Source organism: Candidatus Binataceae bacterium, assembly GCA_035294265.1.
Lineage (GTDB): Bacteria > Desulfobacterota > Binatia > Binatales > Binataceae > DATGLK01.
Window position 1 is genome coordinate 1 of record DATGLK010000019.1, and the last position, 15,731, is coordinate 15,731.

The 15,731-nt window shown below is 63.6% G+C and carries 10 protein-coding genes and 1 CRISPR repeat array; of the genes, 4 read left to right on the plus strand and 6 right to left on the minus strand.

The genetic code is table 11. From position 1 onward, the window contains the following. Positions 1 to 18 precede the first annotated feature (18 nt). Positions 19 to 1,159: direct repeats of the CRISPR family, unit length 36 nt; unit sequence GCTTCAATGGGGCCGCACTCATTCGAGTGCGGAATA. Positions 1,160 to 1,342: 183 nt separating this feature from the next. Genes cas1 through cas3 form a run of 6 tightly spaced genes read right to left on the minus strand, consistent with a single transcriptional unit; the run spans position 1,343 to position 10,874 of the window. Then, a complete protein-coding gene (gene cas1 / locus VKV28_03515; GenBank protein HLH75856.1) occupies positions 1,343 to 3,130 on the minus strand; it encodes a CRISPR-associated endonuclease Cas1 in 1,788 nt (595 codons plus the stop codon). Between the two features lie 6 nt (positions 3,131 to 3,136). Next, positions 3,137 to 3,445, minus strand: a complete 309-nt coding sequence (gene cas2, locus VKV28_03520; GenBank protein ID HLH75857.1) for a CRISPR-associated endonuclease Cas2 — start codon at positions 3,443 to 3,445, stop codon at positions 3,137 to 3,139. Between the two features lie 2 nt (positions 3,446 to 3,447). Next, entirely contained in the window at positions 3,448 to 5,055 is a 1,608-nt protein-coding gene (gene csb2 / locus VKV28_03525) for a type I-U CRISPR-associated protein Csb2 (GenBank protein HLH75858.1), read from the minus strand. Continuing rightward, entirely contained in the window at positions 5,055 to 6,062 is a 1,008-nt protein-coding gene (gene cas7u, locus VKV28_03530; protein HLH75859.1) for a type I-U CRISPR-associated RAMP protein Csb1/Cas7u, read from the minus strand. Before cas7u ends, csb2 begins: the two co-directional genes overlap by 1 nt. Before the next feature lie 14 nt (positions 6,063 to 6,076). Further along, entirely contained in the window at positions 6,077 to 8,326 is a 2,250-nt protein-coding gene (gene csx17, locus VKV28_03535; protein HLH75860.1) for a type I-U CRISPR-associated protein Csx17, read from the minus strand. Continuing rightward, complete coding sequence (gene cas3, locus VKV28_03540) at positions 8,319 to 10,874, minus strand: CRISPR-associated helicase Cas3' (protein HLH75861.1); 2,556 nt, start codon at positions 10,872 to 10,874, stop codon at positions 8,319 to 8,321. The genes csx17 and cas3 overlap by 8 nt, the downstream gene beginning before the upstream one ends. A 586-nt stretch (positions 10,875 to 11,460) precedes the next feature. Here cas3 and VKV28_03545 point away from each other — a divergent pair. From VKV28_03545 to rnc, 4 genes are all read left to right on the plus strand, one after another. Then, positions 11,461 to 12,621, plus strand: a complete 1,161-nt coding sequence (locus tag VKV28_03545) for a cysteine desulfurase family protein (GenBank protein ID HLH75862.1) — start codon at positions 11,461 to 11,463, stop codon at positions 12,619 to 12,621. Next, positions 12,618 to 13,712 (plus strand): tRNA 2-thiouridine(34) synthase MnmA, encoded by a 1,095-nt coding sequence (gene mnmA, locus VKV28_03550; GenBank protein HLH75863.1) that lies wholly within the window; start codon positions 12,618 to 12,620, stop codon positions 13,710 to 13,712. The genes VKV28_03545 and mnmA overlap by 4 nt, the downstream gene beginning before the upstream one ends. 1 nt (position 13,713) lies before the next feature. Beyond that, positions 13,714 to 15,021 carry a tRNA (N(6)-L-threonylcarbamoyladenosine(37)-C(2))-methylthiotransferase MtaB gene (mtaB, locus tag VKV28_03555; protein ID HLH75864.1) on the plus strand — a complete coding sequence of 436 codons (1,308 nt, stop codon included), beginning with the start codon at positions 13,714 to 13,716 and terminating at the stop codon, positions 15,019 to 15,021. Then, a partial coding sequence (rnc, locus tag VKV28_03560) for a ribonuclease III (protein ID HLH75865.1) occupies positions 14,972 to 15,731 on the plus strand: 760 nt, incomplete at its 3' end. The genes mtaB and rnc, both read left to right, overlap by 50 nt.

Here is a 15,731-nt window from a genome sequence, read left to right on the forward strand (position 1 = left end):
GGGGCTTCAACTGGGGCAGCTTCAATGGGGCCGCACTCATTCGAGTGCGGAATACGGATTGGGAACGCGCCCGCGCGGGGTGGGTGGGGTGGCTTCAATGGGGCCGCACTCATTCGAGTGCGGAATATTGGTAATCATCGCCGCGTAGCGGTTGCTATTTGTGGGCTTCAATGGGGCCGCACTCATTCGAGTGCGGAATACGGTGACAACGGTGGGAGGAACGGGGGGCTCCCCTAAGCTTCAATGGGGCCGCACTCATTCGAGTGCGGAATATGATAAGGCAATTCAATTTGCGGAAGATGGACGATAGCTTCAATGGGGCCGCACTCATTCGAGTGCGGAATATAAAAGCATCGTTCGTTGAATCGCTGGCTTTTAACAGGCTTCAATGGGGCCGCACTCATTCGAGTGCGGAATACGTGCCCATCCCGCCTGCCTGGAAGATCGGCAACTGGATGCTTCAATGGGGCCGCACTCATTCGAGTGCGGAATAGATACGCGCGCCAAGGCGTTGCGCGCGTGTGCCTTATGCTTCAATGGGGCCGCACTCATTCGAGTGCGGAATATAAATACGACGGACCGACGCACGTTGGTTTCGAGATCCGCTTCAATGGGGCCGCACTCATTCGAGTGCGGAATATCGCGGGAGGCGGCCCGGCGGCATCTCCGGGTAGTGGCGGGCTTCAATGGGGCCGCACTCATTCGAGTGCGGAATACTGCCTGCACCTAAGCCAGCCACGCCCGCATTGAAGGTGCTTCAATGGGGCCGCACTCATTCGAGTGCGGAATACAATGAGTTGCGCGCGCGCGGCCTGCACGGCAGGGACGCTTCAATGGGGCCGCACTCATTCGAGTGCGGAATACGCCCCGCGCTCGCATCGAGAGCCTTGCCGCAGTCTGGGCTTCAATGGGGCCGCACTCATTCGAGTGCGGAATAGCGACTCCGTTCATGACGGTGTTCGACGCGGATCAGGGCTTCAATGGGGCCGCACTCATTCGAGTGCGGAATATGTTCGGCGGTGCTTAACTTCCGCCTAAAAATTTAAGGCTTCAATGGGGCCGCACTCATTCGAGTGCGGAATATTCGTTTTAAATGAAGTTGCAGGATATGCCGGACAAGGTTGCTTCAATGGGGCCGCACTCATTCGAGTGCGGAATAGGTTCGCCTCAAACTCTAGAATTTTCAAAGAGCAATCGCCAGCTTTGCGAGCGATCCCTTCCGGCCTTGCTCCACAATCCCGTCCCTCGGCGGAGCGCTCGAAAAGATCTACGATTATCATAGCTTTTAGCGCTTCGAGCGCCCCCGGCGCAAATCCCGTCACTGCACCGCTCGCAGCAGCCATCAGCGGGTCTCGAAACCTTGATACGTGCCTACCTCACCCTCGATTACCCGGGCCAGCAGACGCGCCTGCATCTCCAACACGCGGCGGTAGTTGACCCGGTAGCCGAATAGCGGATGGGTGACGAGGGTATCCATGCGCTGCTCGTAGGCGCGCAGAAAGGCCTTGCGTCCCCTAGGTGTGAGCGCCACCGCTGGGCCGACCTCGATGAAATCGCCCGCGTCCACCATCCCGGTGTTGATCGCGGACAGGACCGCCGAATCAGCGATTAGCGGCCGAAATTCTTCGAGCAAATCGAGGGCCAGGGCCGGGCGGCCGAAACGGAGCTGATGGAAGAAGCCGATAAATGGATCGAAGCCCACCGCATGGCATACGATGGTCAGATCCTTGGTCAACAGGCTGTAGGCGAAGGAGAGCAGGGCGTTGACCCGATCGCGCGGCGGGCGGCGGTTGCGATGGTTGAAATCGAAGCCGAAGGGAGCAGCCTGCTCGTCCTCCACCTTGATCATGCCGCTGAAAGCGCCGAAGTAATGGCGTGCCGCGGTGCCTTCGATTCCCAACAGTGCAGGCAGGTCGGGTGCCGCGGCAGCCGCCTGGGCGCATCGGCGCAGCAGGGTCAGGGCGAGCGCCGGCGGCTCGAGATGATTGCGCCGCAGCATCGTGCGCTGATTGCGGATCTTGGTCACCGTCACGCGGCGCGCGATGTCCAGGCAGAAAAGTGGCTGGGCGGCAAGCGCGAACTGGCGCTGGCGCAGAAAGACGTTCTTTAGTCCCAGCCCCTGGGTCAGGCCGTAGAACCAGCCCCCGCTGGAGAAATAGGCGATGGGTTTTTCGGCTTCGCACAAGCCCTGCACCGCGGCACCGGTCAAGGTGATGTTGCCGATCAGATTGACCTGCGACAGCTCCCCGATGCGCACTTCCTGGACTCCCTTGGCGCGATCGCGGATCTGCAGGACCTCGCCGCTTTTGCCCATCGTCAGGCCGTAGCCGCTGACGTACAGCGGGCGCAAATCGTCGCGCGCCGGAACCAGGCGGCGCAGCGGTTGCGCATTCGCGATAGTGACCGGCTCGACGGGCTCGAATAGCGAGAGCTGCGGACCGGCTTCGTCGGCGGTGGCGTGGGCCCAACTCGCGGTTTCGTCGGGCAGGCAAATCCCCACCAGCGAGCAGCGCGGACATTTGGGGCTGTCCACCAGCGGTGGCGGGAGCGGGCCGCGCTCAGCCAGCTCGATTGCGCCGTGCAGTGCGGCCAGGGTTTCCTCGACCAGCGCGGCGTCGACCGGGAGCCGCACGCGCTGTCTGGTCTCGTCGTAATAGACGATCGCCTCCTCGCATCGATAGCCGTTGTCACGCAGGATGAGCGCTTGCGCGCCGATCTGAACGCGGTCGGCGGGCCAGGCCGCGGGACCGTCGGGCTCTTCGCGCGGGCGGCCTTTTTTGTAGTCCACCGGGGTCACGGCGTTGCCGTCGCCCTCGAGCAGGTCGAGGCGCGCGATGAGCCGATGGGTCTGGCTGGCGAGCATCACGGAGCGCGAATGGATGGGCTCGGCCAGGCCCGGAGGCGGCAGCGGGTCCTCCCTGGTCTCGAGCTTTTCGTGGCGCAGCTTACCGGCCAGGGTATCCTCGCTGGGAGCAAAGGTTCCCTCGACCCATTCGTAAAAGAACAGGCGCGGGCAATAGACGAATTCGTTGAGCATCCGCGCGGGCAGGTACTCGGGCAGTTCGCGCGGGGCGCGCGGGCGTGAGGAGAGAGGGGAGAGGGACGGGCGGCGGGCAGGTTCGGCGGCCATCGGGGATCAGGTGTCCCGCTCGTTATCGATTACGATACAGGGGCTGTCGAAGGGGACATAGGCGCGGCCCAAGGCGGCGATAACGCGCTCACCGCGTCCCTGGACGGGCCCCAGATCGACGAACAGCACCTGGTCGCGGCGATGGTCGATGATCTCGCTGAGCGCGTGGCGGCATCGCACCAGGTCGGTGGGTGAGAACTGGCATTCGAAGATGGAATACTGCAGATGGTCGCCGAAGTCGCGCATGGTTTGGAAGACCTTGCGCAGCCGCTTGTCGTCGCAGATGTCGTAGCATACCAGGTACGAGTTGCGCATGACTATTCTTGGGGAACTCGGATGTCGCGGTCCGGCCTGGGCATGAAGAGCCCCATTCCGAAATGACTATTATAGCCGAGGGCGAGCGGACCGGGTACCGGTGTGACAAAAGTTATCTTGAAGGCGCCAGCCAGCCGCCGTGCGCCGTCGTCACCAGCCTTCAGACGCGACCGGCGAAACTCGATAGGCCGCCAGCGATCCGCGATTTTGAAGACGCCATTTTCATCAGACGCGGGCTCGATAACCACATCGGCCGCGTCCAGCTCCGGGCGAAGGGTGGCAAGCTGAGCCCGCAAGTCTTCCTGAAGAAAAGCCGTCCGGTCGGATGCGGATCGCAAGTCGATCCGCTCTGTTCCCCGGGTTTTGGCGTAGCGCGTGGCGACATAGGGCGTGACACCGATCCACTCGCGCGCAGGTCCGAGCGGGGCCGGAGCATACTCCCGCGCCGACGCCAGACCAAGAAGGAGAACGCGCAGCGGAAAGCTCGCCTCGCTATCGCGCCCGGTGTGCAATTGAGCCAAGCGATTGAGCGCCATCTGCTCCTTGTGGTCAAAACCGCGCGCGGCGTAGATCGTCAAATGGTCAAGGCGGCCGTCGTGGTCCTCGTCGGTTGGAAGGTAGTAGGCGTGGGAGTGACCATCCAGCGGTTCACCGCTCTCATTTTTTCCGGAGAATGTCGCGGACCGGCCGCGGATGCCGCCTCTTTCGGTCAACCGACCGAAAGTGCCCATCAGCGCGCGCCGCGCCGCTTCGGCGACGGGCAGAGTCTCAGTGACAAGCGGGAGCACCGTCGAGTCGATGGCGTAGCGTGCGATCTGGATGTAGGGGGCAGGCGCGGCGCGGCGCCGGGCCGGCTCGCGCCTGAAGCAGTCCGTGGGACGGGCGTAGCTAATCCAGAGGGAGCCGGGAGGATCAGACCAGCGCTCCTGATGCAGCTGCAACGTCTCCATGCACAGATTCCAGGCTGGGTCGTAAATGCTGGAGCGCGTTTCCGTCGTGGTCCTGTTCTTTCCGCGGCCGACGGTCACGCTTTGGGTAGTAACCACGTGGCCGTCATCGAAGGCTCCGGACGGATCCGCGCAAAGCAGGCGGACGATTTCATGGCCGGCAGGCAAGCTACCGCGTAGGGGCGCGCAGATGAATCCGCCGGGGATGTGTCCGTAACTTTCCAATCGCGCTTCGCACCAGGATTCCGCCCGGCCGAAGGTGTTGAGGTTGCCGAGGATTGCTGATAGCGCCTCGGTTTGATCCGAGTCGAGCGCGGCGGTCGGCCAGTCGATCAGCACAGGCGCCTCGCGCGGAAGCGCGACAAATGTATCGAACACCATCGTGCGGTCGTCCGGGCCTTTCTTAAACCACGGCATGAAGTGGCGGGTATGGCCGGTGGAGGCGGGGGGAAGAACAAATTGCGGCGGCTCAGCAAGGAGACGGAGTATTGGCTCGACCCGGGATTGCGGAAGTCCGGGCAGTGTTCGTTTCCAGGCCGCGACCAAAGCCCGCAGGACACGCCACGGCGAGGGTGGCCATTCAACCGCGCCCTCGTTCACGTGTCGGCCCCATGGCGTGCCGTGATACCGACCGGCTAAGAACCTTATTGATACGGATAGCATTATTCCTGGTCCGCTTCTTGTGGCTCGTTCTCATCCGCGGACTTGGCGGCAGGTTTTTTCGCCGGTTTCCATTCGACCGGTGTAACCGGAGGATCGGCAAAGTGTTTCTTGCAACTGCTGATCAGCTCGGTGCATTCCTTGAGTAGCTCGTCCTCGGCTGGAATCGCGAAATGTTCGGGGCGAGTGACTTCCAGTTCTCCGGTGACTTGCAGATCGCACGCTGTGCGCAGGCGTAGGCCGGTGTATAGGAAGCGGCGCACTTTGAACAGGGACAGAGCGATCAGAAGCTCGGTTGCCTCCCCTGGCAGCGCATAGCCGCGAAGCAGCGCGAGGTCGAGATTGAAGAACGCCGTGATTTTCCGGGCGGTGAATTCCGTACGATGAAAAGGAACATTTCCAAAGCCCTGCCTGGTATCGCCCGAGGGGTCAACTCGATCGTTCTTAACGCCGCCGCTCTCGGCGACTCTGACCTGGGATGCTTCGATAAAGCCGCTCAGGATTCTCGGGAGCCGGAGTCGCCCTCCCGCCAGCTCCTTCTTGGCCAGAAATACCCCGTGAATGACCGACCCCGGATCATACCTAAAAACCAGTTCCGCCAGCGCCTTGAGATTAACCGGGCCGCTTTCCAGGCCCGCCGCGCCTTGCTTCAGCTTTTCGAAGACGGTTTTGTCCTGCCCCTCCAAGATGTACGGCGAGTTGATTCGGTGGGCTTCGAGCACCGAGTTGGTAAAAAGGCGGTCGCCCGAGCGCACCTGAATGTAGGGCAGGCCTCGCAGCTCCGCGATCAAGTCGTCGCTGCCTCCGTCCCAGCAGGCCAGCTCCATGCGATTAGCCACAGACTGCACGGATTCGACCAGCAGCATCTCGGTGCCATCAGGTAGGGTATAGCGCGCGGGGCCCAGATCGGCGAAGCCGGTGGGCTGGAAGCGGTTGCCCTGCAGAGGCTTCAGCTCGGCCTGCATCAAGAGCCGTGGAGCAGTGGCAAGCGTTTTGTGAGCGACCGACATGGCGATGGTTCCTCCTAAGGGTTGGGGCTGTTCCCGGCCTGATCGCGGTCCAGATCGCCGATGGATATGACCAAGCGGAAGAGCTGGTTTACGGCGCCGTTGTCAACGGGAAACAGCAGCGCGGCGGCCAAGCGCCGAGAGTCAAGCCCGTCACCGCCGAGGCGATCAAGCTCCAGCCAATCGCGGTCCCTGGCGCGCCGCCCGCGGATCGGCATCGGCATCGGCGACAGGCCTGTGGCGCGCAACCGGCGCATCGCGACCACGCAGGCCTCGCCCAGCCGATTGGCTCTAAGCAGTTGCACGATCGACGGCTCGGCCCTGATGCTGATGGCGCCGCCCTGTTGGTTGAGCTGCAGGCGCACGGCGGGATTGCCCTTGGCATCACGGTAAATCTCAAGTGGGCCTGGTAGGAAGAGCAGTTTCAGCAGCGCATAGGCCCGTGGAATATCCGAAGCGCTCTGGGGGTGGGGCGCTGCCTGGTTCGTGCCCGACACCAGCATCAGTCCCCACAACAGCTCTTCGATCCGTGCGTCATCCACGGCCCCTGAAATAAATGCGCTAATCGCGTCAAGCGGCGTTGCGGCGCGAAAGGAGAGCGGCAGATGCTCGCAACTGGCGCGTTCGCCGTCCATCAAGCGCCGTTCCAGGACGCTGAGAAGATTGGCTATCGGGTTGGCGGCATTCCAAGCGGTGGCGGTATCGCTCTCGGCCCAGTTCGGAGACCGCTTCTTCCAATCGATCGGTTCGAGATTAGCGCGCAGCGGTCCAATTTTGCTCTCCCGATCGTAGATGGAGGCTACCGCGCGAGCGATAGCGAACTCTGGCGAACTGTCGTTCGAGGCCTCAATCCACGCATCGGAGAGCGGGCCAAGAGGCGCCAGCCTGTGCTCGTCCCTGAAACGACCGCCATTGGCCAGCTCTCGCTCCACATTGCCGACCGAGACCAGCACCTCCTGGAAGAGCGGTGCGCCGCCGTGCTTGCAGAACTCGAAAATGGCCGACTCGATGCGGCTAAGCGCGGAGACAAACCTGGGCGGCGCCTTCTTGTCAGCGCTAGCGCGTCGGAAGCGGTCCAACCAGGTATCTATCTCTTGTAATAGACTCGCTGACGGCCGCTCGGTTACCTCGAAGGCACCGAGGGGAATCGACAGGAACGACTGCCCGTTGCGCATCAGAAAGCCGGTTCGGATAAAACGCTTTATGCCTCGGTCCACTCCAAGGGTGCTGGCCGCGCGAGCAAGATCGATGCCGGTTATGGCACTCCGGCGGCCCAGTGAGGCTCGACCCTCCGAAAGGAGAAGGGAGATCTCCCCAAGGGAGAGTCGACGCTCCCACATCGGCAGCCACATCTCGGCCCCGCTGCGCTTGGCCTGTTTGGGCTTGATGCGATCCTTCAGCGCCAGGGACGCGGACCCTGAGCCGGAGATGGCGACCGTAAATGGAAACGACGCCATCCCGCCCCGGGAGGCACCGAGACGGCGAGTGACAGCGCTTGCCCAGAGGCAGGCACCCTCAAGGCAAAGTATGTAGTCCCAGGGATTGGTATTGCTGCCGCCTTCTAGTCCTTGCGTTGCGTTGGGACCACCCGCAGCGGCTGGCGAAAAGTGACCGGGCGTCTGCGATGTTAAAACCCCGCGCCTTTGGGTCACGAACAGGCTGGTGTAAAGCGCATCGTCGCTCGCGCGCCGTATAACGCAGTTAACGACCTGCTGCGTAAAGCCCGACACGTAACTGCCGCTGCCTTCGTTGCCACCGGTGCCCAGTAGCGGCGGGAACGGCGGGGTATCGAGCGCGCAAGCGTCGAGCCATGCGATGACACTCTCGGGCAGGTTGCTGCGGCACTGCCGTAGCAGCTCCAGCTTGTCTTCGTTGCTTGCTTTTCCTGATAGAGCGAGTCGGTCGAGCAGCGTGCGCACGCTCGCTATACCCTCGCGAAACCGTGCAAGCCTGGTCTCAGTGTTCTGCACCACCGCCTCCAAAGCCTTGCGTGCCGACGTCTCTGACGCTCCAGGGTAAAATCCAGATCTCGCTCCCCAGGGTGCGAGGATTGGCGTCGGTTGGTACTCTTCGAGAAAAAAATTGACCAGCGCCGCCCGATCCAGGCTGGAGCTCAGCCAAAAAAGGTCATTTTCCCACCACGCGCGAGCCTCGCCATCCTTTTGCTCGCTGACAAGGCGGAGGATCCCCAGCGCCTTGAGATATGCCATCAAGGGTTGCGGAGTACAGCCGGGGATCTCGATGTCAAAGCGTTCGCGGTCAGGCATTGGCGGGCTTCCCCTGGGGCGCTTGCGCGGCACGCTGTTCGGCCTTTTTACTGGCGCGCATGTCCGCCGCGCGCACGATTGCCTCCAGGTAGGCGAGGCGGAATGGGCCGAGCCTGTCGCGCAAAGCGAGCATCCGTTCAGCCCATGACGGCGTGCTGGCAAAGGGCTGCTCGACACAGAGCCCCAGCTCCATTGGTTCCAGCGACAGGGAGACGGCTGGCGCGCTGACTCCTCCGCCCAAGTCAGTTTCCGGAAGCTCGTCGCCGTCCCAGATGCCGCGGGCAAAGCGCCGCTCCCTGCCGTTGCCGTTACTTCTTGGCTGTGGCAACGACTCGCCGGGCAGCGAGCGAATAGAAAGACGAACCTTGCCGTGATGGGCCGCCGCGAGATAGGCGGCGAGGTCGCGGACGTGGTCGGGGATCCTCGGATTAGTCGGGTCGAGAATCGCCAGGGCGGAGGCGAGTTCGTGGCGAAAATGGGGCCGCCCGTATCGCCTCCACTTACCCTTGGCTTTTGCCCAGAACCGGCGCACTTCTGGCGCGCCCTCGGGCAGCGCATCCTGGAAGACGCGATGCGCCTTACCCCGGTCGTGCCAGCGTGCAGCTAGGCGCGCGGCTTCGGCTTCGCCTTCGGAGAAGGGAAGCGCGGTCAGGATGGTTTCCAACTCGGAGCAGACCTCTTCGACGTGTTCGCCGATGGTTTGCCAGACCTCGATCCGCGAAGGACGGTCGTCGTCGTTAGCGTCGGGAACTTCCGGGGCGACCCTGCCGTTGCTGGGGCACTCAACAGCATGGTCGCTTTCCGGATCCCAACCCAGCTCTGCAGAGTAACCGCCGGCGTCGGCATGCACCATGAATACTTGCCCCGGAAACAGCCCGCTCTCACCGGCCGACTCCCATTTGGCATCGAGGAAATTCCAGCGCCAAACCATACCGGGACGGCTTTTGTTGCGCTCCTTGAAAAAGCCACGGAACTCGCCAATAGGCGCGGGGCAGAGTTCGTCGCGCCGGGGCCTTGGCTGATCGGGCGGAGGGGCTTGCCTCTGGTCCCATCGACGCCAGAACACCCGGACGTCGCTGTCCTCCACCTCACGGATGAAGCGATCGATGTCTACGTCGTTGCCGGCCAGATCTGGCGTGGTGTCGAAAAGATCGATTAGGTCGTTACGCCGTATGACCTGAGAATGTTCGAAGGGCAGGCTAACCGCGGGCAACGATTTGAGCCCTATGTCGGTCAGTGCTCTGAGCTGCTTCGCTGCATCGCACAGTGCTTGTGGCTCATAGGGCGCCGTCACTTTCGCGGCCTCGAGTTCGCCCTTGGGCAGATCCATCCAGTACACTTGCGCGTGATCCTCTCCACGGCGGTTGCATCGGCCGAAGCGCTGAACGAGCGAAGCCCACGGAGCCAGCTCCGTAAACAGCGTTGCCGCGCTGATGTCCACGCCGGCCTCGATTACCTGCGTGCTCACAATTATCGTTCCGGGACTGTCGGAAGCGACGTTATCCAGCGCGCGATCTACTTGGGCGACGCGGTCTGGCGGTCGAAAGCGCGAATGAAGCAATACGATTTCGGGCAGCGGCAAGGAGGCCTTGCCCATTGCGGGCGTCGATTTTTTCCCCTTCTTGACGACCGGCTCGCCGACTTTCGCTTTTAATGCCTTGTAAAGCTCACGAGCGCGCCGGACGGTGTTGATAACCACTATCGTTCGCGTGCCGGCCTTGTGCTCTGCGAGGACTTCGCGGGCCAGGTTTTCGGTCTCGCCAACGACGGTTTTCGCGGCTTGCAGTGGCTTGTGGGCGTTCAAGCGGCGCTCCAGCGCGGACCGAGCCCCGCTGGCCGGAGCTAGTGCGGCTATTTCGGCGTCGGCATCAAAACGCAGCTCTGATAGGCTTTCCAGAAGCGGTTGGAAGTCCACAGTTTTTAACCAACGCTTGTCCAGGGTCGCCGACATCCAAACACTCTGGCTGCGGTGCCCATCTTTAGACCCGACAAGGTGCCGAAAGCCCTCAAGCTGGGTGGTAGTTGCGAGGCCCGCACCCATCAGTTGGATTTCGTCGAAAATCCACAGGCAGTCGGTGTGGAGTAACCCGAACTGTACTGGCCAGCGCGCTCGGCTGGCCGCGTAACCGCGGTTAAGCGCGCGCGACAGCAGCATGTCCTGGGTGCCGACGAGAATCGTTTCGCGCTCGGGGGCGAGATCCCAATCCTCTTCGTCCTCTCCGCCCATCAGGACATGGACGGCCGGCCCCTCACCGGCGAGGACGTGCGCTGACTTTAGGTTGTCGATCCAGAAGCCCGCATTTTTGGCCGTCTGCTCGACGAGCACTCTCATCGGCAGGCAGTATGCCAGCCGTCGTGGCGTGCTGGCCTTGAGCGGTTCCTCGGCGGCGAAACGCCGCCACAGCCAAGCGACGACGGCCATCGCGGTTTTACCCAAGCTGGTAGGGACATCGACGAGCTGCCTTATCGCAGCGGCTTCGGCGAACTTCCGTTGGTAGGCGAACGGTTCGTTTCCAGTGGCGATCTTAAAGAATTTGTCGAAGTGCATTTGCCGAACCCGAAGCTTCGGGAGAACCCGAACTTTCGGGACGAGGTTATCGATAGGCTCAAATAACCCTCATCCATTCGTTCTGATAGTCCCTATAGCGCAAAGGGAGCGGAGGGTGGTAACCAGAAGCGGTCGTTTTCTCCGCCACTCGGCCCGCCGCTCCGGCGCGGCTGATGGACGCGAGGCGGACCTCGCGAGATCCTTCACTGCGTTCAGGATGACGAGGCGGGGCGGTTGGGATGACTGGGCTGTTGTCGGCTGGCGAGAGCGTCGCGAACTCGGGACCGAGGACGTGAGTGGCTGGCAGAGAGCAGATGCGGGATTCCTTGCGCGGCAGCCACGCGCGAGAATGAAAGGAAAGAAAAGGTGGAACAAACGCGCGACGGAATGATGGAAAAACAGGCTTGGGATGACGGCTCGGCGTGCGGATCCCCTACCTTGCCCGGCGCGGAGCGCGCCCTCGCGGCGAGGGCGTGCGTCAGCTAAACTGCTTGGACCACCGACGCGGCAGATAAGCAACGGCTGTCTATCGCTGCCGGAGGGCGCGGCGACTGGGGCCGCGCCGACTCGTTGCGGCTGATAACCGATGGCGATCTATCTCGACCATAACGCGGGCTCTCCGATGCGCCCGCAGGTGCGCGCGGCGCTCGCCGCGTTGGCGGACTTCCCTTGGGCCAACCCCGCCTCGGTCCATCGCGCGGGCCAGGCCGCACGCGCCGTGCTCGAAGAGGCCCGGACCGCCGTCGCTGATTTAATCGGCGCCAAGCCCACCGCGATCGTCTTTACCTCCGGCGGCACCGAGGCCAACCATCTGGCAATCCTCGGCGCTCTCGACACCGATCCCGCGCGCCGCGCGATCGTCACCACCGCTATCGAGCATTCATCGATCCTCCATCCGCTGGAGCATCTGAGGGAGCATGGCGCCCAGGTGCGAATCGTGGCGCCCGACCGCCAGGGGCGAGTCGATCCCGCCGCGCTCGCCGCGCAGATCGATCGCGATTGCGCAATTCTCAGCGTCGGCTTGGCCAACGCCGAGGTCGGCACGATTCAGGATCTGAGCGGGCTGGCCGACGCGGCCCATCGGGCTGGCGCGCTGTTCCATCTCGATGCGGTGGCGGCGGCCGGCAAGATGGCGCTGAACGTCGCGGAGCTGCAATGCGACCTGCTTTCGCTCAGCGCCCACAAGCTGGGCGGACCTGCGGGAAGCGGCGCCCTGTTCGTGCGCCAGCGCGAGCGGATTCGGCCATGGCTGTGGTCTGGCGCCCAGGAGCATGGCCTGCGCGCGGGAACGCCCAATCTGATAGGCGCGGCCGGCTTCGGGATCGCGGCGCGGATGGTGGCCCAGGAATGGGCCGCCGAGGCGGCGCGGCTGGCGCCGATGGCCGCCGATTTCACCCAGCACCTGATGAGCGCGATTCCCGGCCTGCGCGCCAACCATCCGGCGACCGGCGGCCTGGTAAACACCCTAAACTTTACTTTTCCCTCGGTGCGCGGCGAGACCTTGCTGATCGCCCTGGATCTGGCCGGAGTCGAAGTCTCGATTGGTTCGGCGTGCGCGGCGGGCGCGGTCGAGCCCTCCCACGTGCTGCTCGCGATGGGGCGCAGCGAGGCCGCCGCGCGTAGCTCGTTGCGCATCAGCCTGGGCTATACCACGACCGCCCGCGAGCTGACCGAAGCCGCCGCGATTATCCCGCGAGTGTGGCGCCAGGTCGCGGCCGGCGAAAGCGCGGAGGCGCTGGCATCATGAAACCGCGCGTGGTGGTCGCGATGTCGGGCGGGGTGGACAGCTCGGTGGCGGCGGCGATGCTGGCCGAGCAGGGCTACGAAGTCATCGGGATCGCGATGCGGTTGGCGGCGGATGGGGGCGAGCCGGCGCGGCGCAACGCCTGCTGCGGCTACGAGGATTTCGAGGACGCGCGCCGAGTCGCCCAGCGCATGGGCTTTCCCTTTTACGTGGTCGATTTGCGCGCTGAATTCAACCAACGGGTGATCGAGCCGTTTGTCGGTGCCTATCTGGGCGGCCGCACCCCTAATCCCTGTCTGCTGTGCAATCGCGACATCAAGTTCGATCGGCTGTGGAGCCGCGCGCGCGCGCTGGGCGCAGATTTCGTCGCCACCGGTCATTATGCCCGGATCGAGCGCGATCCCGGCGGCGGCTATCGTTTGCTGCGGGCGCTGGATCAGGCCAAGGATCAGTCCTACTTTCTTTTCACCTTGGGTCAGGCGCAGCTCGCCCGCACGCTGTTTCCGATCGGCGCGATGACCAAGTCCGCGGTGCGCCGGCGCGCGGCTGAATTGGGCTTGGTCAACGCCGACAAGCCCGAAAGCCAGGAGATCTGCTTTGTGCCCGATAATGATTATGCCCGCCTGGTGAAGGATCGGGCCGCACCGGGACAAATTCGGCCCGGGGAGATAACCGATCGCGCGGGGCGGGTGCTGGCGCGCCACGACGGAATCCATCGCTTTACCGTGGGGCAGCGGCGCGGTCTGGGAATAGCCGCGCGCGAGCCGCTGTACGTGCAGGAGATTCGGCCCGAGGATGGGCGGGTGATCGCGGCACCGCGCGCGGCGCTGACGGCGGCCGGCTTGCGCGCCGAGCGCGTCAGCCTGGTTAACCCTCGCTCATGCGATGGCGAGCGCCATCCGATCCAGGTACGCATTCGTTACCGCCATCCGCCGCTTCCTGCCAGCTTGGCGCTGATCGCGGGGGGGTGCGCTGAGGTGCGCTTCGATAAGCCTGGTCCCGCGGTCACGCCCGGGCAGGCCTGCGTCTTCTATCGCGGCGAGGAAGTGCTGGGCGGGGGAATTATCGAAGGCGCGCTGGAGGCTCAGGTTTAGGATGCGTTTTGCGATCGCCACCTTGGGCTGCAAGGTCAACCAGTACGACAGCGCCGTGATCGAGCATCGCCTGGGCGCCGCCGGCATGGAGCAGGCCGACTTCGATCAGCCGGCCGACGTCTATATCGTCAACACCTGTACCGTGACCGATCGCGCCGACGTGGAAAGCCGCCGTTTGGCGCGGCGCGCGCGCCGGCGCAATCCCAATGCCCGCGTGATCATGACCGGGTGCATGGCCCAGGCCAATCCGGCCTCGCTGGCTGCGCTGACCGAAGTCGATGCGGTGGTCGGACTCAATCGGCTTGACGATCTGGTCGCGGCGGCGCGCGGCGGCGCGGCGGCGCGGGTGATGGTGAGCAATCTGCGCAAGAGCCGGCCGGCGCTGGAGATTGGCGCGGTGGTGCCGGCGGGCCAGACCCGCGCCTACTTGAAGCTGCAGGAGGGATGCGATCAGTTTTGCAGCTTTTGTATCGTGCCCACGTCGCGTGGAACTTCGCGCAGCGTGCCGCCGCGGCGGGTCCTGGAGGTGTTGGAGCAGCTCCATCGCGAGGGCTTCAAGGAAGTGATCCTAAGTGGGGTCCATCTGGGCGGTTACGGTCGCGATCTGAGTCCGCCGAGCACTCTTCAAGTATTACTTGAGATGATCGCGCAGCGCAGCCCGATCCGACGCCTGCGTCTGAGTTCGATTGACCCCGAAGAGCTGAGCGATCCGATCATCGACTTGGTGGCCGCCGGTGACCCGTTCTGTCCCCATTTTCATCTTCCGCTGCAGGCGGGAGAAGACGAGGTGCTGACATGGATGCGCCGGCGCTATCGGCGCGATGAGTTTCGGGGGCTGGTGGAACGAATTATGGAGCGGATGCCCGCGGCGGCGATCGGAACGGACCTGATCGCGGGTTTTCCCGGTGAGAGCGCGCAACATTTTGACCGTTACTTGAGCTTTGTGCGCGATTTACCGCTGGCCTACTTCCATGTATTTCCCTATTCATTGAGGTCCGGCACGACTGCGGCAAAGCTGGCCGGGCAGGTGGCGCCGGCGGATATTACACGGCGGGCCGAAATTTTGCGCGAGTTGGGCGAGCAACGGCGGCGGGAGTTCGCGGCCCGCTTCATGGGGGAGCGACTGGCGGTATTGATTGAGGAGGCGCGCGAGCCGAGCAGCGGGATGTTGCGCGGTTACAGCCGCAACTACATTAAAGTCTTGGTGCGGGGGACCGACGAATTCAAGAACCATGAGATCGAGGTGGAAACAACCGCTAGTGACGGCGCGACGCTTGTGGGGAGGCTGGCGTCGCACTGCCCAGGATGAAGAGGGCGCGGGGTCGGCCCAAGCGCCGCATTGGTCGGCCGAGTTGGAGCGGATCCTGGGCTACCGCTTCCGACAAATAGAGTTGCTGCGAGTCGCGCTAACCCATCCCAGCGCGGCCGAAGGCACCGATCAGCACTACGAGCGGCTGGAGTTTCTGGGTGACGCGGTACTCGATTTGGCAATCGCCGATCTGCTGATGCGCCATTTTCCCGAGGGCAACGAGGGCCTGCTCTCGCGCCAGCGCGCTTCGATAGTCAATGCCCGCACGCTGGCGAGCAAGGCCGAGGCCATTGGCTTGGCGCGCAGCCTGCAATTGGGCAAGGGCGAGGAGAAAAGCGGCGGGCGGCAGAAAATCTCGATTTTGGCGGCAGGTTTCGAAGCGGTCATCGGTGCCATCTATCGCGATAGCGGCTTGCCCGAGGCGCAGCGCGTGGTCGAACGGCTGTTCGCCGACGAGATCGGCGGTCCCAGCGCCGAGCGCGATTACAAAACCGAACTGCAAGAGGCGGCCCATCGCCATTTCCACGCCCATCCGGTGTACGAAGTCATCCAGGAAAGCGGTCCCGATCATGCCAAGCGCTTTCAGACCCGCATCAGAATCGGCGAGCGCGAGTTGGGCACGGGCGAAGGCGCGAGCAAGAAACAAAGTGAGCAGGCAGCCGCGCGCGAGGCCTTGCGGGTGATTGGCGCCGAGCAGGCGCGGGAGGTTG

Bases quoted from the DNA above. Each gene is read 5' to 3' on its own strand.
- cas1 (HLH75856.1), bottom strand. From the start codon at position 3,130: ATGGCCGCCGAACCTGCCCGCCGCCCGTCCCTCTCCCCTCTCTCCTCA.
- cas2 (HLH75857.1), bottom strand. From the start codon at position 3,445: ATGCGCAACTCGTACCTGGTATGCTACGACATCTGCGACGACAAGCGG.
- csb2 (HLH75858.1), bottom strand. From the start codon at position 5,055: ATGCTATCCGTATCAATAAGGTTCTTAGCCGGTCGGTATCACGGCACG.
- cas7u (HLH75859.1), bottom strand. From the start codon at position 6,062: ATGTCGGTCGCTCACAAAACGCTTGCCACTGCTCCACGGCTCTTGATG.
- csx17 (HLH75860.1), bottom strand. From the start codon at position 8,326: ATGCCTGACCGCGAACGCTTTGACATCGAGATCCCCGGCTGTACTCCG.
- cas3 (HLH75861.1), bottom strand. From the start codon at position 10,874: ATGCACTTCGACAAATTCTTTAAGATCGCCACTGGAAACGAACCGTTC.
- VKV28_03545 (HLH75862.1), top strand. From the start codon at position 11,461: ATGGCGATCTATCTCGACCATAACGCGGGCTCTCCGATGCGCCCGCAG.
- mnmA (HLH75863.1), top strand. From the start codon at position 12,618: ATGAAACCGCGCGTGGTGGTCGCGATGTCGGGCGGGGTGGACAGCTCG.
- mtaB (HLH75864.1), top strand. From the start codon at position 13,714: ATGCGTTTTGCGATCGCCACCTTGGGCTGCAAGGTCAACCAGTACGAC.